The organism is Streptomyces sp. NBC_01244 (assembly GCF_035987325.1).
In the GTDB taxonomy this organism is placed as follows: domain Bacteria; phylum Actinomycetota; class Actinomycetes; order Streptomycetales; family Streptomycetaceae; genus Streptomyces.
Window position 1 is genome coordinate 5,921,589 of record NZ_CP108488.1, and the last position, 24,681, is coordinate 5,946,269.

Below are 24,681 nucleotides of genomic sequence, written 5' to 3' on the forward strand. Positions count from 1 at the left end.
CGTATGAACCCTTCTGAGAACTCACGATATGTACGTCTTCGGGTTGATTTGGTACTTGAAGTGCCGGACGTCGACGCGCTCACCGGAGCCGCCCTCGCGCACATCAAGGCCGACGAGTTCATGCCGGACGAGGAGCGCGGCCACGCCGAGGCGGCCGTCCGGGAGGACGAGTCGGAGGCGCTGGCCTACCTGGTGGACCCCACCGACCTGGTCGCGGACATCCCCGGCGTGGAGCTCGCGCAGGCCTCCTGGAGCAGCGAGCCCGTGGAATACGACCCCGAGTCCATGGAGTGGGACCTCGACGAGGAAGATGGGGAGCTCGACGAAGAGACTGACAACGCCTGACGGTGGGGTTGACCACATTCGAACGGAATGTGGCAGCACCTCGGGGTGTAATGCGTTGTCAGGACGAGGCAGGGGGGTCATGCCCCCTGCCCGGGGAGTTCGGGGTTCCGGCAACGATGGAGTGGCGTGTGAGGACGGACAGTAAGCGGCGGAGAAGGTCCCTGGTGGCCATATCCGCCGTACTCGGCGGCGTACTGGTGCTCGCGGGATGCGGTGGCGACGATGACGGCGGCAAGACGCCGAAGTCCAGCGGGGAGGCGTCGGCCAAGTCCCAGGCGGACGTGGACGCGGCCGCGGCCAAGGACGCCTCCAAGGCCAAGATAGCCATCACGCCCAAGGACGGCGCCACCAACGTCGGCCTGAACGACGCGGCCACCGTGGCCGTCACCGAGGGCACGCTCACCCAGGTCGAGCTGAAGAGCTCCGAGGGCACGAAGGTGCCGGGCAAGATAGCCGCCGACGGCAAGAGCTGGAAGCCGGACGGCGCGCTGAAGCGCTCGACCAAGTACGCCCTGTCGGCGACCGCGAAGGACGAGGCGGGCCGCGAGGCGCACGAGAACGCCTCCTTCACCACCATCTCCCCGCAGAACAGCTTCGTGGGCTCCTTCATCCCGGACGCGGGTCAGACGGTCGGCGTGGGCATGCCGGTCTCCATCACCTTCGACAAGCAGATCAAGGACAAGAAGGCCGTCCAGGCGGGCATCACCGTCACCTCCAGCAGCGGCCAGGAGGTCGTGGGCCACTGGTTCAGCACGCAGCGGCTGGACTTCCGCCCGGAGAACTACTGGAAGGCCGGCTCCACCGTCACCCTGAAGCTGGCGCTGGACGGGGTCCAGGGCGGCCCGGGCATCCAGGGCGTGCAGAGCAAGACCGTCACCTTCAAGATCGGCCGGAGCCAGGTCTCCACGGTCGACGCGAAGTCGAAGAAGATGACGGTCACCCGTGACGGTGCGGTCCTCAAGACCATCCCGATCTCGGCGGGCTCCCCGGAGAACCCGACCTACAACGGCCAGATGGTGATCTCCGAGAAGTTCAAGGAGACCCGGATGAACGGCGCCACCGTCGGCTTCACGGACGACGACGGCAAGGGCGAGTACGACATCAAGGACGTGCCGCACGCGATGCGCCTGTCGAACTCCGGCACCTTCGTGCACGGCAACTACTGGGGACCGGACTCGGTCTTCGGCAGCGCCAACACCAGCCACGGCTGTGTCGGCCTGAACGACGCCAAGGGCGCGAACGACCCGAGCCAGCCCGGGGCCTGGTTCTACGACAACTCCCTCATCGGAGACGTCGTCACGGTCGTCAACTCCCCGGACAAGACCATCAAGCCGGACAACGGCCTCAACGGCTGGAACATGAACTGGGCGGACTGGAAGGCCGGCTCGGCCGTCTGACCGCCGATATCGACAGCTGAACCCCGCGACGGACGGCGGGGAGCCCCGACCAGGGGGCTCCCCGCCGTCCGTCTGTGCGTCATCTGTGAGTTCGCGTTCTCATCCGGCTCTTATGGACGGCTTATCCGACCGTCACGGGTGCTGCCTACGTTCGGCCGCATGTTCTTCACCTACCTCCGGCGCGAACTGCGCCGACGCAGGAAGGCGGCGCTCGTCGTCGCCTCCGGACTCGCGCTGGGCATCGCCCTCGTCATCGTCGTCACCTCCGTCTCGGCGGGCATGACGCAGGCCCAGGGCAAGGTCCTCCAGTCGCTCTACGGCCTCGGCACGGACATGACCGTCACCAAGGCCCAGGCCCCGCCCGCGGAGGGGGAGGCCGCGGCCCGGCCCCGGTTCCGGTTCGACGCGAAGGGCGAGGGCGACGAGGAGGCCGGGGCCGAGCAGAGCAGCGACCTCGTCATGCCGCAGGGCTTCGAGACCCTCGACGCCGCGACCGTGGCCAAGGTGTCCGGCCAGGACGGCGTCGCGCAGGCCGTCGGCGGACTCAGTCTGCAGGTGATGAAGGTCAACGGGCAGTTCAAGCGGGGGGAGTTCACGCGCGCGGAGGGCGGCGGCACGGCCGCCAAGCCGGGCGCCACCGGCGGCGGCACAGGTGGTACGGGTGGTACGGGCGGCACGGTCGAGGGTGGCGGCGCCGACTTCGACGTCAACTCCTTCTCCGTCTACGGCGCGGACGTCACCCGGCCCGAGCTGGGCCCGCTCACCACCTCCGCGATCACCTCGGGCCGCACCTTCGCGGCCGGCGAGACCGACGCGGCCGTCGCCGTCGTCGACAGCGCCTACGCCACGAAGAACAAGCTCGCCGTCGACTCCGAAATCACGGTCAAGGGCGCCAAGTTCAAGGTGATAGGGATCGCCACCGCCGACAGCGGCGACGCCGCCGCCAACGTCTACGTCCCGCTCAAGCAGGCCCAGACCCTCGCCGGAACCCCCGACAAGATCACCACGGTCTACGTCCAGGCCGAGGACTCCCAGGCCATCGGCTCCGTCAAGCAGGCCATCCAGAAGAACGTCCCGGACACCACCGTCACGACCTCGGCCGACCTCGCCGACACCGTCTCCGGCTCGCTCTCCACCGCCGCCTCCCTCGCCTCCACCGTCGGCACGTGGCTCTCGTACGCGGTCCTCCTCGCCGCCTTTCTCGTCGCCGGCCTGCTGACCTCCTCGGCCGTGTCCCGGCGCGTCCGCGAGTTCGGCACGCTCAAGGCACTCGGCTGGAAGAGCGGCCGCGTCACCGGACAGGTCGCCGGCGAGGCCCTGGTCAACGGCCTCATCGGCGGAGCGCTCGGCATCGGCCTCGGGCTCGGAGCCGCCTACGCCATCACCGCGATCAGCCCGCAGCTGACCGCGCAGCTCGCGGGCGGCGCCGGCCGGCTCCAGGGCCCGGGCGGCGGGGGCGGGGGTGGCGGCGGGATGATGCGCTCCGCGCAGCAGAGCGCCGGCAAGGCCCTCGACATCGCGCTCACCGCGCCCGTCTCGCTCTCCACCATCGGCCTGGCCGTCGCGCTCGCCGTCGCGGGCGGACTGATCGCAGGCGGCTTCGGCGGCTGGCGCGCTTCCCGGCTGAGGCCGGCGGACGCACTGCGTCGCGTCGAATAGCCCGCGGCCGCAGGTTCGTACGGCCGTTCGCCTTTCCGTGTGCGCGGCCCCGCGCATCCCTGCCGGCCCGCCTGCCCGCCCGTCCCACCGCCCCGCAACCCGAGGGAACGAACCAGAGATGTACCAACTCACCGGTGTCACCAAGCGTTACCAGCGCGGCAAGGAATCCATCGACGCGCTCGCCGGCGTGGACCTCACCATCGAGGACGGCGGCCGGCTCGTCATCCAGGGCCCCACCGGCGGCGGCAAGTCCACCCTGCTCCAGATGCTCGGCGCCCTGGACCGCCCGACGGCGGGACAGATCGTCCTCGACGGACTCGACCTCGCCACCGTCTCCGAATCCCGCCTCACCCGGGTCCGCGCGGAGAGCATCGGCTTCGTGTTCCAGTCCTTCAACCTGATCCCGACGCTCACCGCCCAGGAGAACGTCGAGACGGCCCTCGTCCCGCTCGGCCTGAAGGCCCGCGAGCGGCGCGACCGGGCCGCCGAAGCGCTGGACTCCGTGGGCCTCGGCGAGCGGATGGGGCACCTGCCCGGGGAGATGTCCGGCGGCCAGCAGCAGCGCGTGGCCATCGCGCGGGCGCTGGTGAAGCGGCCGAAGGTGCTGCTGGCCGACGAGCCGACCGGCAACCTCGACGAGTCCATGCGCGACGAGGTCATGGAACTGCTCGAAGGACTGTGGAAGGAACACGGCCTGACCTTCGTCATGGTCACCCACGACAGCGCGCTCGCGAAGCGGGCACCGCGGGTGGCGACCATCCGCCGGGGGAAGGTGACCATCACCGAAAACGCCTGAGACCGTCACCGAAAACGCCTGAGCGCCCCGCCACGCTCCGGTTTAGGGTCCGGAGCATGATGATCACCCCACTCTCCGTACCCCCGACCGACACCGAGATCGACCACTGGTGGGCCGTCCTGGCCGCGGCCAGGACGGCCGACCTGCCGGGGACTCCGCCGCCCTCCCGGACGGAGGTGGCCGGAGCGCTGCGGGTGCCCTCGGCGCGGGGGCGCTCGCTGCACTGGGCGACGGACGACGCCGTCGCCTCCCTCGTGCTCTTCACCGACGGCGTCAACGACCACACGGCGTTCCTGGACGAGCTGACCGTACGGCCCGACGCGCGGCGCCGCGGTGCGGGAGCGGCCCTGTGGGCGCTGGTCCGCGAGGAGCTGCTCGCGGACGGCCGGACCTCGGTCGCGGCGGAGCTGGACCTGAAGGGTCCGGGTCAGGCGTTCGCCGAGTCCCTGGGCTTCGAGAACGTCCTGTCCATGGCCTGGTACGTACAGGACGTGCGGGAGGCGCGGTGGGCGCAGGGTGCGCAGGCGGCGAAGGGGGAGGCGGCGCCCCTCGCGCCCGGCTACGAGCTGCACTGCTGGCCCGGGCTGGTGCCCGACGACCGGGCGCAGGCCGTGGCCGTCGCCCACGGGGCGATGGAGGACGCGCCGACGGGGGAGCTGGACCAGCAGATCCAGACCTGGACGGCGGAGCGCCTGCACGCGGCGCACCGCAAGGTCCTGGACCGGGGAGGCGCTCTGACCACGGTCGCCGCCGTCACCCCGGACGGCGAGGTGGCGGCCTACACGGAACTGGTCCTCCCCGACCCGGCCGGCCCGCGCGCGCTCCAGTACGACACCGTGGTGGTCCCCGGCCACCGGGGCCACGGCCTCGGCCGCGCGGTCAAGCTCCGCATGCTGGCGGAGGCGGCGACCCGCCACCCGGACCTGCGCACCATCGCCACCTCGGTGGCGGACGACAACACCCCGATGCTCGCGGTCAACGCGGCCCTGGGCTACCGGCGCGAGCGCGGGGTCGGGTACTTCCAGCTGACGCTGTAGCCGCCCTACGGGGCCTACGGGGCCTACGGGGCGGATTCCCCGACGGGGCCGGGAGCGTGCTCCCGGTCCTGGTCCGTGGGTGACGCGGACCAGGAGGCGAGGAGGCTGAGGGCGTCGGCCGAAGGGGAGCCCGGGGGTGCGTGGTAGGTGACCAGGAACTGCGCCGGGTCGTCCGGGAGGGCCAGGGTCTCGAAGGACAGCCGGAGCTCGCCGACCAGCGGGTGCCGCAGCCGCTTGACTCCGTGGATCTTGTTGTCCGCCACCGTGTGGGCCGCCCACAGCCTGCGGAACTCCTCGTTCTTGACGGACAGTTCACCGACCAGCGCGGACAGCCGCTCGTCGTCCGGGAACTGCCCGGCGTACACGCGCAGATTGCTCACCACCTCGCACGCCCGGCATTCCCAGTCCGCGTACAGCTCCGCCGTCGCCGGGTCCAGGAACACCAGCCGCACCAGGTTGCGCTCCTGCGCCGGGAGCTTCCCGAAGTCGCCGAAGACCGCCGCCGCCAGGCTGTTCCAGGCTATGACGTCCTGCCGCCGCCCGACCAGGTACGCCGGTACGCCGTCCATCGCGTCCAGCAGCGTCCGCAGCTCCGGCCGGACCTGCTCGGGGCGCGGGGCCTGGCGGCGCCTGCGCGGCTTGGGGCCGGCCAGGTGGCTCAGGTGCGCGCGCTCCGTGCCGTCCAGGCGCAGGGCCCGCGCGATGGCGTCGAGGATCTCCGCCGACACGTTCTGGCCGTGGCCCTGCTCGAGGCGCGTGTAGTACGCGACCGACACCCCGGCCAGCTGCGCCAGCTCCTCGCGGCGCAGGCCGGGGACCCGGCGGTGGCGCCCGTAGTCGGGCAGGCCCACGTCCTCGGGGCGCAGCCGGGCGCGCCGGGAGCGCAGGAACTCGCCGAGCTCGGCTCGCTGATCAAGCTGGTCCATTACCCCAGTATCCCCGCGCGGGGGCGCGGGCCGGGGGTGTCAGCCTGACCCCGCCAAGGGTAGGTTCGGCAGACCTAGGCAGGGCAGGGGGATGGGTGTCCGGGGCGCGGGAGTGCAGGCTGTGAACACACAGCGGAACCGCACCACACGTCCGCACCGCGGGACCAGCACCGCAGGTCCCGCACCGCAGGTCCCCGCACCGCAGTCTTCCGAGGAGCCCCATCGTGTCCGTCACCCAGGTCGCCGCCTACGCCGCTCCCGCGCCCAAGGCCCCGCTGGAGCGCATCACCGTCCCGCGCCGTCCGGTCGGCGCGCACGACGTCCTCATCGACATCAAGTTCGCCGGCATCTGCCACTCCGACATCCACCAGGTCACCGACGGCTGGGGCGAGGGCATCTACCCCATGGTCCCGGGCCACGAGATCGCCGGTGTCGTCACCGAAGTCGGCTCCGGAGTCACCAAGTTCGCGGTCGGCGACCGCGTGGGCGTCGGCTGCTTCGTCGACTCCTGCCGCGAGTGCGAGCAGTGCCTCGCCGGGCAGGAGCAGTTCTGCGCCAAGGGCATGACCGGCACGTACAACTCCCTCGACAGGAACGGCGAGCCCACGTACGGCGGTTACTCCACGCACGTCGTCGTCGACGAGAACTACACCGTCCGCATCCCCGACGGCCTCGCCCTCGACATCGCCGCCCCGCTGCTGTGCGCCGGCATCACGCTGTACTCCCCGCTCAAGCACTGGAAGGCCGGCCCCGGCAAGCAGGTCGCGGTCGTCGGCCTCGGCGGCCTCGGCCACATGGGCGTCAAGATCGCCCACGCCCTCGGCGCCGAGGTCACGGTCCTCTCCCAGACCCTGCGCAAGCAGGAGGACGGGCTGAAGCTGGGGGCCGACCACTTCTACGCGACGAACGACGAAGCCACCTTCAAGGAGCTGGCCGGCCGCTTCGACCTGATCGTGTCGACCGTCTCCGCTCCGCTCGCCCTCGACGCCTACCTGGGCCTGCTCAAGGTCGACGGCGCCCTGGTGAACGTCGGCGCCCCCGAGGAGCCGGTCTCGCTGAACCTGTTCTCCGTCATCGGCGGCCGCAAGACCCTGGCCGGCTCGATGATCGGCGGGATCGCCGAGACGCAGGAGATGCTCGACTTCTGCGCGGAGCACGGGCTCGGTGCGGACATCGAGCTGATCCGCGCCGATGAGGTCAACGAGGCCTACGAGCGCGTCCAGTCGGGCGACGTCCGCTACCGCTTCGTCATCGACACCTCGACCATCTGACGGCCGGCCCGCTCCCGGCGGGCCCCGTCCGGTACCTGCTCGGCCCCCGGGGCGCGCTCTGCGAGCCCGCTCCGGGGGCCGTCACACGTTCTTCATGCCCCGTGCATGGTCTCGGCGGCCCTCCGCGCGGACGATCTTCCCATCAGCCTTCAGCCACCGGGGAGTTCGAGATGCCCAGCCGCCGCCACTTCCTCGCGGGTTCCGCGGCCGCCGCCGTCGGCCTCGCGGCGCTCCCGCAGGCCGTCCAGCCCGCACGGGCGGCCGCCGCCGGGACGGAGGGTCCGCCGAACCTCGTGGTGATCCTGGCCGACGATCTGGGCTACGGCGACCTGGGCGCGTACGGCCAGAAGCTGATCAGCACCCCGCACATCGACCGGCTCGCCGCCGAGGGGCTCCGCTTCACCGACGCCTACTCCGCGGCCGCCGTCTGCGCGCCCTCCCGCGCCGCGCTGCTGACCGGCCTGCACACCGGCCACGCCGCCGTCCGGGCCAACCCCTCCGGCGGCGGCCAGGGCAGCCTCGGCGCGGGCGACACCACCTTCGCGGAGGTGCTCCGGGCACGCGGCTACCGTACGGGCCTCTTCGGCAAGTGGGGCTTCGGACCGGAGGCCGGGGACCAGCCGAGCCACCCGTCCGCGCGCGGCTTCGAGGAGTTCTACGGGTACATCGACCACGGCCACGCCCACCAGTACTACCCGGCGTACCTGTGGAACGGCAACGCCAAGGAGACCGTCCCGACGGGCACCTTCGCCCCCGACGCGATCGCCGCACGCGCCCTCGGCTTCATCGACGCCCACGCCGCCGGCCCCGCCCCCTTCCTGCTCTTCCTCACCCCGAACCTCCCGCACGCCCCGAGCGAGATCCCCGACGCGAGCGCCTACGCCTCGCGGTCCTGGACGCAGGCGAACAAGTCGCACGCGGCGCAGATCAGCCTCCTCGACGCGCAGGTCGGCGCGATCGTCGACCGGCTGCGGGCGCGGGGCGTCGCGGAGCGCACGGTCGTCCTGGTGGCCTCCGACAACGGCCCGCACGAGGAGGGCGGGGTGAACCCGGACCTCTTCGACGCCAACGGCCCGCTGCGCGGCTACAAGCGGAACCTGTACGAGGGCGGCGTCCGCGTCCCCCTCGTCGCCTGGTCCCCGGGCCGGATCGCCCCCGGCACCACCAGCGCCCGCCCCACCCCGCTCTACGATCTCCTGCCCACCCTCGCCGACCTGGCGGGCGGCGCCCCGGCCCCCTCCGACATCGACGGGCTCTCGGCGGCACCCGTCCTGAACGGCTCCCCGGCGCTCGCCCCGGTCCACGACCACCTGTACTGGTACCGGGACGAGCAGGGCGTCACCAGCCGGGCCAACACGCAGGACGGCGGCCGGGCGAAGCAGGTCGCGGAGGCCATCCGCAAGGACCGGTGGAAGGCCGTACGGTTCGCCCCGGCGCGGGACCGGACCGTACCGGACGCGCAGTGGCGGTTCGAGCTCTACGACCTGTCGGCGGACCTCGGCGAGCAGCACGACGTGGCCGCCGCGAACCCGGCCGTGGTGGCCTCCCTCACCGCACTGCTCCGCTCCTCCTGGGCCGATGTGTACACCCGCCGCCCCTGGGGCCTGACCACGGCCGCCTCCCCGTCCGCCGGCACGCTCACCACCACCCTGGCCAACGGCACGGCCCGCCCCTGGGCCGACGCCCGGGTCTCCCTGACCGCCCCGGCGGGCTGGACCGCGACCCCGGCGGGCCCCGCCGCGGCCGCCTCGCTCGCCCCGGGAGCGACCCTGACGACGGTGTGGACCCTGACCGCCCCGCCGGGAGCCGCGGCCACCACCCTCACCGCGTCCGCCACGGCGGGCGGCCACACCTTCACCGCGAAGACCCCGTACGCCCCGCTGCCCGCCCCGCCCACCCGGGACAGCTACCTCAGCGACCTCCCCTGGGTCTCCGCGGCCAACGGCTGGGGCCCGGTCGAGATCGACCGCTCCAACGGCAAACAGCCGGCGGGCGACGGCACCCCGATCGCCTTCGGCGGGGTCACCTACGCGAAGGGCCTCGGCGTGCACGCCCCGTCGGAGATCGTCTACCACCTGGGCGGCCGCGGGAACCGCTTCACCGCCCTGGTCGGCATCGACGACTTCTCGACGAAGCAGTCGTCGGCCGGAGGCACCCGCGCGACGGTGCGCGGCGACGGGCGCACGCTGGCCACGACGGGCCTGCTGACCGGCGCCTCGGGACCGACGGCGCTCGACGTCGACGTACGGGGGGTACGGCTGCTCCACCTGGTGGTGGAGGATGCCAACGCGAAGTCGTCCTTCGACCACACGTCGTGGGCGCTGGCACGGGTGACGGTGCTCTGAGCCGCTCGCTCGGGAGCACGCACGAGGCCCCGGCCCCCGCGAAACGCGGTGGCCGGGGCCTCTTCCGTCAGTCGACCAGCCCGTCGGCCGGTCAGCTGTCGGCGCGGGCCGCGCCGATCGGGCAGCTCACGCCCGTGCCGCCGATGCCGCAGTAGCCGCCGGGGTTCTTGTCCAGGTACTGCTGGTTGTACCACTTCTCTTTGTGTGGAATTAGTGACTCTTCGTAAAGGGGTGGGAAGTGAACGAAGCGGCACCGGTGATCCCGGTTGTCTCGTACGCGCGTATCTCCGCCGACACGGCCAGGGACGGCCACGGCGTCGAGGACCAGCACAAGGTGAACGGTGAGACGGCGGCCCGTCTCGGCTGGACGATCGTGCACCGCTGCACCGACAACGACCTGTCGGCGGCCAAGGCAGCGGTGGTGCGCCCGGACTTCGAGGCCATGGTGAAGGCGCTCAAGTCGGGACACATGCCGGACGGGCAGCCCGTACGCGGCGTCATCGTGGTCGCGGACGACCGGCTCACGCGCCGGGCGGGCGACTATGAGCGGTTCGTGGACGCGCTCACGTACGAGGAAGGACGGCTCTACGCCGACGCCAAGGGGTCGAAGAACCAAGATGCAGCGGCGGGCGCGCCGCTCACACCGCGCTCGCGCGGAGCTGGGCATCCCGGTGGGTGGGAAGCGCCCCTTCGGCTGGCAGGACGACAAGCTCACGCTGGAGCCCGAGGAAGCGGCGTGGCTGGCGAAGGGCGCCCGCGAGGTGATCGCGGGCAAGTCCATGCACTCGATCCTTCGCGAGTGGCGTGAGGTCGGCGTCCGCACGATCAACGACAAGGAATGGGCGAGCCGCTCGCTCAAGCTCGCCCTGTGGAACCCACGGCTGTGTGGCTGGCGCAAGCACAACGGAGAGCTGGTACGCGACGCCAACGGCGTGCCGGTCGTGGGTCGCTGGGAGCCCATCATCACGCCGAAGGAGTGGATGGCTATCGACGCCATCTTCTCGGCGCGGGTGGGCCCCAATGTGAAGTCTGACGGAACGGTCACGGACTATCGCACCCCGTCGTACCTGCTGACGGGAATCCTCCGATGCGGAAAGCCTCGCGAGGACGGCCAGATCTGCAATTCGCCCCTTCGGGCGACCGCACGAGCGGACCTCTCCGGGGGTTATCTCTACCAATGCCCCAGTAAGGAAATGGGCGGATGTGGGGGAACTGGACGGAACGGCGCCAAGATCGATGAATTCATTACGGGGGCCGTACTCGCGAAGCTGGAAGCGAGGGCGGCCAGGGCGACGCGCGCCGACGAGCTGTGGGGAGGGGAGGAAGAGCCGGCCCGTCTGATGGCCAAGCAGCGCAAGCTGCTTCAGGCGTGGCAGGAAGACCAGGTCTCGGATGAGCTGTTCTTCCCCGAGAATCAGAAGATGGAAGCGCGCGTCAAGGAACTTCGTGCGGACAGGACACGTCATGTGCTGAGGCGACAGCGGGCCGCCGAAGTCACTGGCGACGTACGCGAGCGTTGGACCTCGGGCAGGCTGGACCTGGCGCAGAAGCGTGCCCTGATCAGGGAAGCGCTGCACGCGGTGATCGTGCTGCCGGCGGGAGGCGGAGGTCGGCGCCCGTTCAACCCTGACCTGCTGGTCCCGAAGTGGCGGGACTGACGGGGATAGTGGAAACGGAATGGGGCACCGCCGTCTGGCTGGTGCCCCTTCGTTTGCCTTGCGTGTATGGACTACCGCTGACTGCGTTGGGCCTTGGCCGAGTCAAAGTCCTCCAACCTGAAGAGGGACCCAAGGTCTCCCATGGGGCTCCGGCGTGAGTGTGTTGTGCGTCAGCCGTCCGTTGACGGGGCTTCAGCGACGCCGATCGGGCAGGCCACGCCCGTGCCGCCGATGCCGCAGTAGCCATTGATGTTGCGGTCCAGGTACTGCTGGTGGTACGCCTCCGCCGGCCAGAAGGGGCGCTCCGAGGCCGGCAGGACGGCCGTGGTGATCGTGCCGTAGCCGGAGGCGGTCAGGACGCGCTGGTAGGCCTCGCGGGAGGCCTCGGCGGTGGCCTGGGCGGCGGGGGAGTGGGTGTAGAGCGCCGAGCGGTACTGGGTGCCGACGTCGTTGCCCTGGCGGAAGCCCTGGGTGGGGTCGTGGGACTCCCAGAAGAGCTTCAGCAGGGCTTCGTAGGAGACCAGCGAGGGGTCGAAGACGACCCGGACCACCTCGGTGTGGCCGGTGCCGCCCGAGCAGACCTCTTCGTAGGTCGGGTTCTCGGTGAAGCCGCCCTGGTAGCCGGCCAGGGTGGTCCACACGCCGGGGGCCTGCCAGAACTTGCGCTCGGCGCCCCAGAAACAGCCGAGGCCGAAGTCGGCGACCTGGAGGTGGGCGGGGTACGGGCCCGCGAGGGGGTTGCCGAGCACGGTGTGCACGGCGGGCAGCCCGAACAGCGGCTCCGCGCGGCCGGTCAGGGCTTCCTCGCGGGTGGGGAGCTCGGGCGTGCGGCGGTACGAGAACATGGATTCCCTCCTTGTGGTCTACCGATAACGGCGGACGGCGGTCGGGGATTCCCTCACCCCCGGATTTCCGTACGAAGGTGCAGGTGGGTGACCAGGACGGCCCGGGGCTCAGAGCCCCGGGCCGTCCGTCATTCAGAGGGTGGATCAGTCGGTGTAGAAGTACGCCTCCTCGGCGATCTCGTGCACTGCTTCCTCACCCAGCTCCTGTTCCAGGGCTGTGCCGATGACATTCCGAAGGTTGCCCAAGCGGCGCAGTACCTTGCGATCTACGACGTAGTCACAAAGGATCTCCGGGTCCTTACCTCCGGTACCGATGCGGGAGAGGATCCTGTCCAGCGAGACGACGTACTCGTTGAGATCTCGGGTCGCTTGGATCGCGTCGGCCAGGGAGATCTCCACCCGTCCCTTTCGCATCCCCATCTCATCGCTCATCGCACGATCTTCACATTCTCGATTGCAATATCTCCCACTGCGACCCACTCCCAGAAACCAAACTTCTTGTTGTATTCCTTGGTGATCCGATTCGCCGGTACGTCGAATTCCACTACCTTGCTTCCGCGGCCCATGCCGATGCCGAGCTTGGGTTCCGCGTCCTTCGGAGCCATCAGCTTCCCCTTCGCAGGGAGGAGGAATACCTTGTTCTGGTCGCGAGCCCGCATGATTTTCGATTCTACGATGCCCCGCGCGCCGGCACTGTTCGTGTAGTGCCGCATCCGGACCATCTCTACAGGCTTTTCAGCCTTCCCGCCGCTTCCCTCAGCGGTGGGGCAATTGTGCACGAGCAGCGACGCGGCGCCTGCGAGCACGTAGTAGGTGTGGAACTCGTCGACGGTGAGGTTGTGGGTCGTGACGGCGTACGGATAGGTGCGCGTCGCCTGGACCGTGAGGGTGGTGCCGTCGGGCTGGCGGAGCTTTTCGCCGGCAATGAGCTCGCCGGCGTCGACCCACTGCTGTCGGGTCGCGCTCCAGTAGGGGTGGTGGTAGGTGGAGGTGATCTTCGCCGGCGGGCCGCGAGGGCTGGCCTCGTCGGTGACGGTGAGGTCGGTGAAGTCCTTGTCGTCGGGCGTGGTGATGGTGGTGGTGACGGTCTTGGGCCGGGTTTCGCCGGTCTGCGGGTCGGTGGCCATGACCACGTCCCCGTCCTTGACGTCCTCGATGGACTTCGCGGACCCGTCGGCCATCAGGACCTGGACGCCGGTGGGGAAGCTGTTGCACTTGGTCGTGCCCGACGGGGCATCGCCCCCGCCGCTCCTGGCTTCGGGCTCGGCCCTGCTGGTGCTCTTCGCGGCGTCGGACTCCTTCGCCACGAGTCGGGACTCGGTTCCCGCGCTGTCGCTCAGGGATTCCTTGGCGGCCTTATCCGATGCGGCCTGGGCTGCCTTGGCTTCGGCGTCACGCGCTTCCTTGGCCGCCTTCTTGACGGAGCTGACGGCATCGGCGGCCTTCGAGGCTCCGCGTTCGGCTTCGTGGATGGCGTCGTAGGCCTTGTTCATCTCCTTGTAGATCTTGAAGGCCTTGATGCCGACCTTGACGGCCTTGACGAGCTTGCCCCAGGGGACGAAGTTCAGGGCCGTGTTGATGCACGCCATCACGTCGCCCTTGGTGAAGCAGTCCCGGGCGTCGTTGTATCCAATCAGGTCACCGACCACGTCGATGACTTCGTCGATCAGCTTGTCGCGCTTCTTCTTGGCCTTGGTGACGTTGTTGTTCGCCTGGTCCAAAGCCTTTTGGGCCTGCCCTTCCCCGTCGTCACCACCACCCCAGAGACTGATGTTGTGGCTCTCTGTGTACTCGTACTGCTCACAGTTGCTACTACACGTGATCTGTTGCGCCAGGCCGCTGGGGTCGGAGGCGTTGACGGGGCTGTTGTTGGAGTAGGCGTAGGCGTTCCACTGTTGCGGGTCGCTTACGTCGAGGACCGGGTCGGGGCTGATGAAGCGGCCGGTGGTGGGGTCGTATTCGCGGGCGCCGAGGAGGGTGAATCCGGTGGATTTCTCCTTGGTGCCGCCGACGAATCCCTTGTCTCCGGCCCAGGTGCCGGGGGCGGGCTGGGTGCCGCGTTCGTTGCCGAACGGGTCGGAGGCCCGGCGGACGTGGCTGAGGTCGGAGGCCTTGAACTGAACTCCGCCGGTGCCGTGGTGGTCCGCGCCCTGGTACGTGAGCGTGGCCGCGACCGTGCTGGTGGTGCGGGTGACGGACAGGCCGCCGGGGGCGGGGTAGCTGCGGACGTTGGCAACCTTGCCGCTGGCGGTGTCCAGCGTGATCTGGTCGGCGCCGATGTTGAGGGTGGTGCTGGTGGGGTCGCGGCGGATGAGCTGGTTGCCGGCGGTGTCGTAGAGATAGCTGGTGCCGGCGCTCTCCCCGGTACCGACGATCTTGTCGAGCTTGCCCTGTCCGTTCCAGGTCAGGGTCTTGGTGCCGGCGGTGTTGGTGATACCGGCGGTGTTGCCGGACTGGTCGTAGGTGTAGGAGGTGACCTTGGTTCCGGACGGGCCGGTCTCGGTCGAGGACATCAGCGCGTGCGGGCCGCCCGTGCCGCCGCCCGTCTTCGGGTCGGAAGACGGGGTGTTGTTCTTCGGTCCGAACGTCTGGGTGGTCGTGACGTCCTTGGCCGCGTTGCCGGTGACGTCCTTCCTCACCAGCTTCTTGCGGTTGCCCATCGCGTCGTACTCGTACTGCTGCCAGTACGGAGCAGGACCGCCGACACTCGGCTTGCCCGTGCCGTCGACCGCGGGGCCGGCTGCGTTGGTGCAGCCGCCGATGCCGCGGACGCTGGGTGCGGGAGCCGTGGTCTGGGTGCCGGTGTCGGTCCAGGCCTGAGTCAGCCGTCCCAGGTAGTCGTGCGTGAAGCACTGCAGGTCACGGCCCGCGCCGTCCTGCGTGTCACCGATCGAGGTCAGCTGGCCGACCTTGTTGTAGGTGTAGTCCAGGACATCCACGCTGGCCGTCGCGGCGGTCTGCTTGTCCAGGGTCGAGCGGACCGGACGGCCGGTGCCGGCGTCGTAGTCGGTCGTGGAGACCACCTGCAAGCCGGTGTCACCGACGGTGCTACGGATGGCCCGCCCGTAGGGGTCGTAGCGCACGTCCACGAGGTACGGGGTCCTGGCGAGCCCGATCTTGCCACTGAGCGAAGTGGTGTTGCCCGCGACATCGGTACCGAACGTCAGCGTCTCGGCGCCGAGGCCGGCCTTGGGGATGCCGGGCAGGGCCGAGGTCTTCAGCTGGCCGTAGGCGTCGTAGGTGTTGGTCGTCTGGTAAGTACCAGCCAGCTCCTTCTCGGCCGCCGGGATGGTGACCTTGGTGCCGAGGGGCCGGTAGCCGCCGTCGTAACCGGTGACCTCCGTGGCGTAGGCGCTGCCCGTCTTGCCACCCACGTAGCGGGTGGCGCTGTCGGCCTTGCCGAGCTTCTTGGCGTCGTACGTGAACGCGCCGACCTGCTTGGCGGGGTCGACGGCCGTGCCCTCGTACGTCGCGATGGTGCGACCGAGGAGGTCGGCCTCCAAGGTGGCGCTCTTGAGGCGGGCGTCGGTGGTGGTGGTGAGGTTCTTCTTGTCGTCGTAGACGGTCGTGCTGATCCCGGCATCCGGGTCGGTGGTCTTCACCACGCGGCCCAGCAGGTCGTAGGTGAAGGTCCACTCGTTGCCGGCGGAGTCCTTCCGCGACAGCTCCTGGCCCTCGGAGTTGGACACGTACGTCGTGTCGTCGTAGGCACCGGTGGGCGTGTTCGACTTGAACTGGCGCAGGATCGAGGTGGTGCCGTTGGTGATCGTCGCCGTGGCGAACCCGCCGGCCGGCGGAATCTGACGGCTCTCGTCCACGCCCGGGTACTGAGTCGTGGAGCGGGACTGCTCCACGCCGAAGGACTGGCTGATGGATGCGGTGACGCGGCCGAGGCCGTCGAAGACGGAGACGGTCTGGGCCGGGATCTTGCTGTCGGGCTGGACCCCGCCGTTGGGCAGGAAGACCGCCGCGGAGGGCGCGCCCTGGTCGGTGTAGTAGGCCGAACTGGTCTTGACCTGCCAGCCGTGGGAGTCGAACAGTGCGTCCGTGATCATCCGGCCGGCCACGCCCGAGGGAGGAGTGGCCTGCGTCTGGCGGACGCGGCCCATACCGTCGTAGATCGTGTACGAGGACGTGTAGCTGTTGTCGTTCATGAGCGCCTGGCTCAGAACGGCGGACGGCGCGTTCGTGCCGTTCATCGTGTACGACAACTTGCGCACCGGGAGAGCGCTGTTCGCACGTTCCTGGCCCGGCTGCCAGATGGAGGTGACCCGCCCGAGCGCGTCGTACTCGCGTTCGGCGACGTGGTTGTTCTCGTCGGTGCTCTTCAGCGGCTGTGAGCGGCCGATGTCGAGCGTGGTGACCGACTTCCAGCCCAGCGGGTTGGTGTGGGTGATGGTGTCCGGAAGCACACCCGTGGCAGGCGCGTACTGGGTCGTGGTGACCGCGCCGCCCGGGTGGGCGGTGTCGGTGCGGACCTTGTTGGTGTTGCTGGTGACGCGGCCGTAGGTGTCGTAGGTGGAGGTGGAGTTGAGGCGGTAGACCGGCTTGCCGGTGCCGTCGTACTTCTCCAGGACCTCAGTGCCCGTGCCGTCCGCCGTCGCTCCGACCTGGCCGTAGGGCAGACCGTCGAAGTACGAGCGGGTGTCGCCGACGGTGTTGGCCGCGGTCGGCGTCTGACCGCAGACACCGGACAGGACCAGGGTGCGCGCAGCGATCTCGGTGACCGCGCCGCCCGGGCCGGTCGGGTACTCGAACGTGGTGCACAGACGCTGGTCCGTGCGGGAGATGTCGCTGTTGTCGTCGACCTGGAGGGGCCGGGTGACGAGCGTGGTGTCGTACGTCGACGAGCGCTCGCTCGTGCGCCAGCTGCCGTTGGCGAGCTTCGCGCGGGTGGTGACCTTAGCCGTGTTCAGCGCGCGGGCCGTGATCGGCGGCATCCCGGCGGACTGGGCGCGGGTTGCGGTGACCGGGCCGATCCAGGGGGTGGTGACCTCGTCGGAGACCACCGCGCCGCCGTCGCGGTCGTAGGTCTGGGTCTGGCGGGCGAAGCCGGACAGAACTTCTTCGTCCTTGATCGTCCCGCCCTGCGTGTCATCGACCGACACGCTGCGCTTGGTGCCGTTGGCCAGGACGTCGCCGTCCATACCGCGCAGGTAGGTGGTGACGTTCTTGGTGCGCGGGGCTTCGCTCGCGTTGCCGCTGCCCGTGCGGGTCGTCACCGTGGCGTAGCCGCGGAACTGGTCCCAGGTGCGGGTCTTGGGGTCGGTGAACTCGGAGTCGTTGCGGTGCCAGGCGATGCCGCCGCCGTACTCGTAGTCGGTGACGGTGGAGACCTGGCCGCCGACCTTGTCCTGCTGGGTGACGGACTGGACGACGACCTTGTTGAACCAGTCGTTGACCGGGTCCGCGAAGGACTGGCCGGGCAAGTACCACTTGACCGGCATGCAGGCCATCGTGTTGCCGTCCTCGGTGGACGGCATCGTGCCGTTGAGGCGCGAGCACTCCGGTGCCTTGTAGGCGACGTTGATCTGGCCACCGGTTTCGGTGGTGATCGTCTGGATCCGCGGACGCCGATAGCTCGGAGCCGAAGCGTCCGTACCGTCGGGGCGGCGGACGACGCCGTCGACACGGTTGGGGAACTGCGTCGCCTGGAACAGGACCGCGGGGAGCTTGATCGCGGTCTTGCTGTTGCTGGCGTTGCGCTGGATCGAGTCGAGCCACAGGGTCGGGGACGTGCCGTCACCCGGGTCCTGGAAGGAGTGCTTGAGGTCGTACCAGTCGACCGTGCGCCACGCGGTGCCCGTCCAGACCTGACTGGCGATCTGGGTGAACTTCTTCGTCGTGAAATAGGTCGGCGAGAGGTTCAGGCACTGACCGGTGGCCGGGCATTCCTGGTCGATGGGGGTATCCGGCCAGGAAGCGGCGTTCGCCTTCACACGCTGAGCGGTGTCCGTGCAGGTGACGGTCCCGATCACGACGCAGCGTTCGGCGTTCTTGATGTTGATCTGGACGGCCGGCTTGGCCGTGCCCTTCGCCGTGATCTGCTCGGGCAGGCGCTGGCCGTAGCCGATCCAGGTCGGGTAGGAGCCGCGCTGGTACTTCGTGTTGGTGCCGGTGCCGCCGTTCTGGCCGCCACCACGCCCGTAGAAGTTGTCTTCCTGCTCGTAGCGGTAGGAGACCAGGTTCTGGTGCGGGTCCACGACGTAGTCGAGGTTCCACTGCCAGCCCAGCTGCTGCCACGTCCCGTTCGCGGGAGTGTCAGCGCCCAGGCACTTGTCCTGGCCGCTGTTGAAATACACCGGGACCGTGGAGACGGATTTGGCCTCCGGGTCGGTGCCGTCGCCGCCGGGGAGGCGGTTGGAGCCGAAGTAGTACTGGGTTCCGTCGGTCGTGGTGACCTTGAAGCCCTCGCCCTTCCAGGCGGCGTTGCGCTGCCCGGTCAGCCGCTCGATCTTTGTGCCGTCCTCACCCTGAAGGTGATACACGCACGAGGTGTCGTCGCGGACGATCTGGCCGGCGTGGCCGGCGAGGTTCAGGGACAGGATGTCCCCGGCCCAGCACTCGTCACCCGACTCCGCTATCCCCGCGTCTTTGCAGCCCTTGTAGGAACGCGAGATCGAGCCCGGACTCCAGTCCCAACCCTCACCGAAACCGGACGCCTGCGCGTTCGTCGACGCCGTACGGCCATCGATGGAGGACGAGTCATAGGCCAGGCCCACATCCGGACCCGCACCCGCGATCGCGGAGGGAACCTCGACGGTGTAGCCGTAGGTGAAGTTCGCGGCGTTCGCGCCGGCCTGCCACGACATGGACGGCGCCAGCGGGGTAGCGGTGAAGTCACCACTCGCACCCGACGGACCCGCCTCCACGGCGAGGGCCACGGCCTGCGAGGCCAGCATCTGCGGAGCATCCGACGGAGCCGACTTGAAGGCAGTCGCCTTCGTCTTGGGGGCGTCGATCTCCGCGACCAGACGGCCCGACGCATCCGTGTGGGAAGCCACCGGGGTACGGGCCGTGCAGCCCTTCGCGCCCGGAGTCGTCAGCGCACAGTCGGGAAGACGCACCACCCGTGCACGATCAGCCCAGTTCGCGCCAGTCGTCTTCGCCAACGCCGAGACGTCGAAACCGACCTGGACCTTGCCCGAAGCAGCACTGCCCGCCGCATCGGTCAGAGCGACGAGGACGCCCCCGACACCAGCCGCACGCGTCTTCGCCTCGTCCTTCACCTCCACCCGAAGCGAACCCTCACCAGAACCGGAACCAGAACCGGAACCGGAAGTAGCGAGCTCCGACAACTTCGCCGAACGGTTCACACCCTTGGCGGGAGCAACCCATACGGGCAAAGAGCCGGCCTGAACCGACTTTCCTGCGGCTGCGGTTGTCGCTCCACCGGTAATGGCGAGCGGAACGGTCGCCGAACCGGACGGGGCCTTCGCCTTCGCATCCGGCTTCCACGCCTTACCGACCGGCGCCTTGGCGTTGACGGGCTTGGCATTCGAGCCCTTGACGGGCTTGGTCTGCGGGAGCGCCGTATTCGGCGGCACCCACACCTTCGGTGGCTTCGCCACCGCTTCGACCGCGGGCAAGCCCAGGCCGGAGATGAACACCGCGAGCACGGCGACCATCGCAACACGTGGCCGTCTCGCGCGTGCGCGCGAAAGCAAACCACCCTGACGAGACAACAAACTTCCCCCACAAAAAGGAACGGCAAAGTCCGGCTCTGGCAGAGGCCGGACAGCGCACCTTAAGGACGGGGGGTTTCAATCGTTAAATTTTCCTGAGGATCCTCTTGCATGATCAATGTCACTTGACGGCCAAGATAATCCTTACTGAGGTGAACCGGACATACCGTGCTTATGAAATCTTGACAGGTTTTCGGCCAGCAAGGAACGTGCGCGTGACCTTCGTTCACCGACGCACATTGCGAGGACCTCTGCACATGAGGCCATCTTCTTCTTCATCCGACGCCAGACCGGGGGCCCTCCGGCGTCGACGAGCATCCGCGGCCGCGATGCTCCCCCTTGCAGGCGCTGTTGCGCTGTCCCTCGGGGCCGGGCTCATCACCGCCCCGGGTGCCTTCGCCTCGAACGGGCCGGCCGACAGCAACTGGCCCGCTTCGACCCCCAAGCCCGAGCCCACCGCCGAGCAGAAGGCGGTGGAAGCCGCGCTGGCGCAGGCGAAGAGCAGCGGCAAGCGCGTGGTCATCGAGCACCTGACGACCGGCAACTCGCGGACGTTCGCCAACCCGGCCGGCACCCTCAGCGTGGACGCCGCCTCGGTGCCCGAGCGGGTGAAGCAGGCGAACGGGTCGTGGCGGGCGATCGACACCACGCTCCGGGTCAACGCCGACGGGACGATATCCCCGGCGGCCGTTCCTTCCCCGTTGAGCATCTCCGGTGGCGGCAGCGGGCCGATGGCGACGATGACCACGGCCGACGGCAAGAAGCTGGCCTTCAAGACGCCCTTCAAGCTGCCCAAGCCGGTCCTCGACGGCAACGACGCCCTCTACAAGAACGTCCTGCCCGACGTCGACCTGCGCCTGACCGCCACCCAGCTCGGCGGCTGGAGCCAGGTCCTGATCGTCCACACCGCGCAGGCCGCCGCGAACCCGGCGCTGAAGAAGATCCGCCTCGGTGTCGACGCCCCGGGGCTGAAGACCACCGCCGACGCCGCGGGCAACATCAGCTTCAACGACGCCCAGGGCAAGGCCCGCTTCACCAGCCCCACCTCCTTCATGTGGGACTCCACGAAGAAGCCCCTCCCCGAGGCAGCGTCCGCCCCGCAGGGCAGCAGCAAGAGCAGCAAGAGCGGCAAGTCCGCGGCCGCGAGCGGCACCGACGCCCCGCCGTCGGCGCCGGCCGCCGCCGACCGGGTCATCGCCTCCAGCGCAGACGCCCCCGGCGACACCGCCAACGTCAAGCCCATCGGCGTCAAGGCCGATGCCACCGGCATCGACCTGATCCCCGACACCTCGCTCCTCGGCCAGGGCACCGGCCCCTGGTACATCGACCCCGGCGTCAACCCCTCCGCCGACAGCGCCAACCAGGCGTGGTCGCAGGTGCAGGAGGCGTACCCGGACACCAACGAGTTCAACGGCACCGCGGACGGCCAGAACACTCCCGCCGCCGGCTACTGCGGATACTCGACCTGCACCCGCAAGGGCCGCGAGCGCGCGTACTTCCAGATCGGCATCAACTCGGGCATCCACGGTGCCGAGGTCCTCGACGCGCGGCTCTACGCCACCGTCGTCTCCTCCTCCAGCCCGAGCACGGCCACGCCGATGGGTCTCTACCACAGCCCCACGGGCATCAGCAGCCCCACGAGCTGGAACCGGCAGCCCTGCGACAAGAACTCGCGGATGGGCGGCTGCACCAAGATCGGTGGCGCCACCATCTCGGGCACCGGTGAGATCCAGTACAACGTCACCGGCCAGATGAAGAACGCGGCCTCCGGCCGCTGGTCGACCTTCACCTTCGGCCTCGCGCCGGACGACGAAGGCAACATGTACTACCGCCAGCGGTTCAGCAACGCCCCGCACATCGTCACCACGTACGACTTCCAGCCCCACATCGGCAACCCGCGCACCAGCCCCACCCCGGGCTTCGCCGGCACCGGCACCTACTCCGCCTGCACCACCCCGGGTGCGGCCCAGCCCTGGGACAACCCGGGCTGGATCGGCGCCAACACCAACGTGCACCTGACGTCCGAGACCTGGTCGCCCACCGGCCGCCAGCTCCAGACCACCTTCCAGATCTGGGACGACGACGCCGCCGGTGCCTCCGTGTGGCACCAGACCGGCTGGAACGGCTCCGCGGGCGACGCCGTCGTCAACGCCGGCACGCTCATCGAGGGCCACCAGTACGGCTGGACCTCGCGCACCACGGACGACACGCTGACCAGCGCCGAGAGCAACTGGTGCTTCTTCCGCGTCGACCGGACCCCGCCGTCCGCGGCCGTGACCTCGACCGACTTCCCGCTGTCCGGTACCACCGGCGGTCACCCCAAGCGCGTCGACGAGCCGGGCACCTTCACCCTCGCCGGTGCGGACAACGCCCCGACCACCGGCACCAACCGCAGCTCGGGCCTGGCCTGCGCCCGCTGGACCATGGACCCGGTCCAGGCGGCTTCCGACTGGAACTGCACCGACGCCGACCCGCAGATCATCAAGACCTTCACCGCGGGCAAGGCGAACATCACCTACACCCCGCGCGCCTGGGGCACGAACTACCTGTACCTCCAGACGCAGGACAACGCGGGCAACATGTCCCAGCCCGTCGTCCACAGCTTCTACGTCCCGTCGAACCCGAACAGCCCCGCGCCGATCTTCGGCGACATCAACGGTGACAAGAAGGCCGACGTCGTCCTCGCCGACTCCGCCGGCAACATCCGCCAGATCAACGGCGGCGGCGACCCCGCCGCCTCACCCGTGGCCCTCGCCCGCTCCAGCGTGAGCGGCAACGGCTGGAACGGCATCCAGCTCACCCACCGCGGCAGCCTCGGCAACAAGAACGTCGACGACCTCCTCGCCCACGAACCGGGCAAGCCCAACCTCTACAACTTCACCAACAACAACACCGGCCTCGTCGACGGCCAGGCACCCATCAACGTCGCCAAGCCCAACGCCTGCGCCAAGACCGACTTCACCCCCATCGACTGCGCCGCCCACGGCTTCTCCACCGCGAACTGGACCAACGTCACCCAGATCGCCGCCTACGGCTCCGTCACCGGAGACAGCAAGGCCGGACTCCCGAACTCCCTGCCCCAGAGCTCCCTCCTCTTCGTGGAGAACGGGCGCCTGTGGCTCGCCATCCCCGGCGCCACCCACCAGCTCGACTCGCCGGCGATCCTGATCTCCGCCAACGACACCAAGTGGGACGGCTACGAGCTGCTCACCCCGGGCCGCGCCAAGGGCACCAACTTCGCGACCCTGTGGGCCCGCAACAAGACCGACGGCGGCACCCTGCACGCCTTCGCCATCACCGGCGGCACCCCCGAGGCCCCGGTCCTGACCGCCGCCACCAACCCCGCCGCGGGCCTCATCACCGGCAAGATCGACCCCGCCCGCTACCCGCGCGTCGGCTCCGACGGCGACCTCACCGGCGACAACATCCCCGACCTCTGGGCCGTCGACAAGGAACAGCAGCTCGTCGCGTTCAACGGCGTGGGCATCGCCCCCAACGGCACGAGCATCCTCTACCCCACCGTCACCGGCATCGCCCCCACCTTCACCCTCCAGGGCAACCTCAACACCCCCACCCACCAGTGGAAGCTGAACACGGCGACCGCAGGCAAGACCCCCAGCGCCGGCGGCAACAAGACCCCGGGCACGATCGCGGGCGCCGTCACCTTCCCCACCGCGGTCATCGAAGGCCGTAGCACTCCCTACGCGGCGTTCGGCGGTGCCGGGGCCACCATCACCACCTCCGGTACGAACACGGGTGTCGACACCCGTAAGGACTTCACCGTCTCCGTCTGGGCCAAGCACGGGTCGACGACCCCGGGGCCCACGACGAGCATGATCGTCAGTCAGGACGGCACGCAGAACAGCTCGTTCATGATCTACGGCGACAAGAACACCGGTCAGTGGCACTTCGCCATGGCCAACGCGCAGGGCGGAGGCTGGCCCTTCGACTACACCGGCGTGGCCAACCAGAACGCCCGGTGGACCGCTGACGCCTGGACCCGCCTGACCGCCGTCTACAACGCCGGCAGCGGTCTGATGAGCCTCTACGTCAATGGTGTCCTCGCCAGCACCGGCCAGCACGCGGCGAGCACCAGCCCCGCCCCCAGCGGTTCGATCGTCTTCGGCCGCTACAAGGTCTCCGGGGCCAACGCGGACGTCCTCAACGGCGGCGTCAGCAACTTCGCCGCCTACCCCTACGCGGCCGCCCCCACCGCTCCGGCCACCGTGGGCCGGATCTCGATGACCGCGGCTCCGGGCTCCTGCGTGGACAACGACTACGCCCGCCCCGACGACGGCAACCCGATCCAGATCGCGGGCTGCAACGGCACGGCCGCCCAGGACTTCGAGGTCCGGGGTGACGGTTCGCTGCGGATCCAGGGCAAGTGCGTGAACGCGGCCAACGCGGGAACGGGCAACACCACCCTGCTCGAACTGCGGACCTGCGGCGGTACGCCGACGCCGGCCCAGATCTTCGTGCCCCGCGCCGACGGCTCGGTCTACAACCCGGTCTCGGGCCGGTGCATGGACCTCGGCAGCTTCGACACCACGCCGGGCCATCAGCTCTGGCTGTTCGACTGCAACAGCTCGGACGCCCAGCGCTGGACGATCACGACCCTGGGCACCGCGCCCCTCCCCATCCCCACGCTGGACGCGGCACCCTAGCCACCCGTAGCGCCCGGTGGCCGGCAGGATCGCCTCGCCGCTGACACCGGGCG

At 69.6% G+C, this 24,681-nt stretch carries 14 protein-coding genes and 1 pseudogene; 10 read left to right on the plus strand and 5 right to left on the minus strand.

Annotated features, from left to right (window positions below; translation table 11 throughout):
• Nucleotides 1-60: 60 nt before the first annotated feature.
• The 5 genes from OG247_RS26870 to OG247_RS26890 all read left to right on the plus strand — a co-directional run bounded on the left by OG247_RS26870 (nt 61) and on the right by OG247_RS26890 (nt 5,234).
• Nucleotides 61-345, plus strand: coding sequence for a hypothetical protein (locus OG247_RS26870; RefSeq protein WP_266880772.1), 285 nt, complete (start codon nt 61-63; stop codon nt 343-345).
• 116 nt (nt 346-461) lie between these two features.
• Nucleotides 462-1,742, plus strand: a complete 1,281-nt coding sequence (locus OG247_RS26875; RefSeq protein ID WP_327254623.1) for a L,D-transpeptidase — start codon at nt 462-464, stop codon at nt 1,740-1,742.
• Between the two features lie 159 nt (nt 1,743-1,901).
• Nucleotides 1,902-3,401, plus strand: coding sequence for an ABC transporter permease (locus OG247_RS26880; RefSeq protein ID WP_327254624.1), 1,500 nt, complete (start codon nt 1,902-1,904; stop codon nt 3,399-3,401).
• 118 nt (nt 3,402-3,519) lie between these two features.
• On the plus strand, nt 3,520-4,197 hold the full coding sequence (locus tag OG247_RS26885) for an ABC transporter ATP-binding protein (protein WP_327254625.1): 678 nt from the start codon (nt 3,520-3,522) through the stop codon (nt 4,195-4,197).
• Nucleotides 4,198-4,253: 56 nt separating this feature from the next.
• Nucleotides 4,254-5,234, plus strand: a complete 981-nt coding sequence (locus tag OG247_RS26890) for a GNAT family N-acetyltransferase (RefSeq protein ID WP_327254626.1) — start codon at nt 4,254-4,256, stop codon at nt 5,232-5,234.
• A 23-nt stretch (nt 5,235-5,257) separates the two neighbouring features.
• Here OG247_RS26890 and OG247_RS26895 read toward each other — a convergent pair whose 3' ends face one another.
• Complete coding sequence (locus OG247_RS26895; protein ID WP_327254627.1) at nt 5,258-6,160, minus strand: helix-turn-helix transcriptional regulator; 903 nt, start codon at nt 6,158-6,160, stop codon at nt 5,258-5,260.
• Between the two features lie 224 nt (nt 6,161-6,384).
• Between OG247_RS26895 and OG247_RS26900 the strand changes: the two genes are divergently transcribed.
• Both OG247_RS26900 and OG247_RS26905 read left to right on the plus strand, forming a co-directional pair.
• On the plus strand, nt 6,385-7,431 hold the full coding sequence (locus OG247_RS26900) for an NAD(P)-dependent alcohol dehydrogenase (RefSeq protein WP_327254628.1): 1,047 nt from the start codon (nt 6,385-6,387) through the stop codon (nt 7,429-7,431).
• Nucleotides 7,432-7,601: 170 nt separating this feature from the next.
• Entirely contained in the window at nt 7,602-9,776 is a 2,175-nt protein-coding gene (locus tag OG247_RS26905; protein ID WP_327254629.1) for a sulfatase-like hydrolase/transferase, read from the plus strand.
• Between the two features lie 91 nt (nt 9,777-9,867).
• Here OG247_RS26905 and OG247_RS26910 read toward each other — a convergent pair.
• Nucleotides 9,868-9,966, minus strand: a pseudogene (locus OG247_RS26910) (peptide-methionine (S)-S-oxide reductase MsrA); the annotation flags it as partial.
• Nucleotides 9,967-10,014: 48 nt separating this feature from the next.
• Here OG247_RS26910 and OG247_RS26915 point away from each other — a divergent pair.
• Together OG247_RS26915 and OG247_RS26920 are read left to right on the plus strand one after the other, a co-directional pair.
• The gene (locus OG247_RS26915) at nt 10,015-10,584 is read left to right on the plus strand and encodes a recombinase family protein (RefSeq protein WP_327254630.1); all 570 of its coding nucleotides are present in this window, start codon (nt 10,015-10,017) and stop codon (nt 10,582-10,584) included.
• Nucleotides 10,556-11,434: a recombinase family protein gene (locus OG247_RS26920; protein WP_327257638.1), complete on the plus strand. Its 879-nt coding sequence runs from the start codon at nt 10,556-10,558 to the stop codon at nt 11,432-11,434. Before OG247_RS26915 ends, OG247_RS26920 begins: the two co-directional genes overlap by 29 nt.
• Nucleotides 11,435-11,604: 170 nt before the next feature.
• Here the strand turns inward: OG247_RS26920 and msrA are convergent, their stop codons facing one another.
• The 3 genes from msrA to OG247_RS26935 all read right to left on the minus strand — a co-directional run bounded on the left by msrA (nt 11,605) and on the right by OG247_RS26935 (nt 19,514).
• Complete coding sequence (msrA, locus tag OG247_RS26925; protein ID WP_327254631.1) at nt 11,605-12,279, minus strand: peptide-methionine (S)-S-oxide reductase MsrA; 675 nt, start codon at nt 12,277-12,279, stop codon at nt 11,605-11,607.
• A 144-nt stretch (nt 12,280-12,423) separates the two neighbouring features.
• Nucleotides 12,424-12,711: a hypothetical protein gene (locus OG247_RS26930; protein ID WP_327254632.1), complete on the minus strand. Its 288-nt coding sequence runs from the start codon at nt 12,709-12,711 to the stop codon at nt 12,424-12,426.
• Nucleotides 12,708-19,514, minus strand: a complete 6,807-nt coding sequence (locus OG247_RS26935) for a polymorphic toxin-type HINT domain-containing protein (RefSeq protein WP_327254633.1) — start codon at nt 19,512-19,514, stop codon at nt 12,708-12,710. Before OG247_RS26935 ends, OG247_RS26930 begins: the two co-directional genes overlap by 4 nt.
• Before the next feature lie 779 nt (nt 19,515-20,293).
• On the opposite strand from OG247_RS26935, the gene OG247_RS26940 reads away from it, so the two are divergent.
• Nucleotides 20,294-24,628 (plus strand): ricin-type beta-trefoil lectin domain protein, encoded by a 4,335-nt coding sequence (locus OG247_RS26940; protein WP_327254634.1) that lies wholly within the window; start codon nt 20,294-20,296, stop codon nt 24,626-24,628.
• The last annotated feature ends 53 nt before the right edge of the window (nt 24,629-24,681 follow it).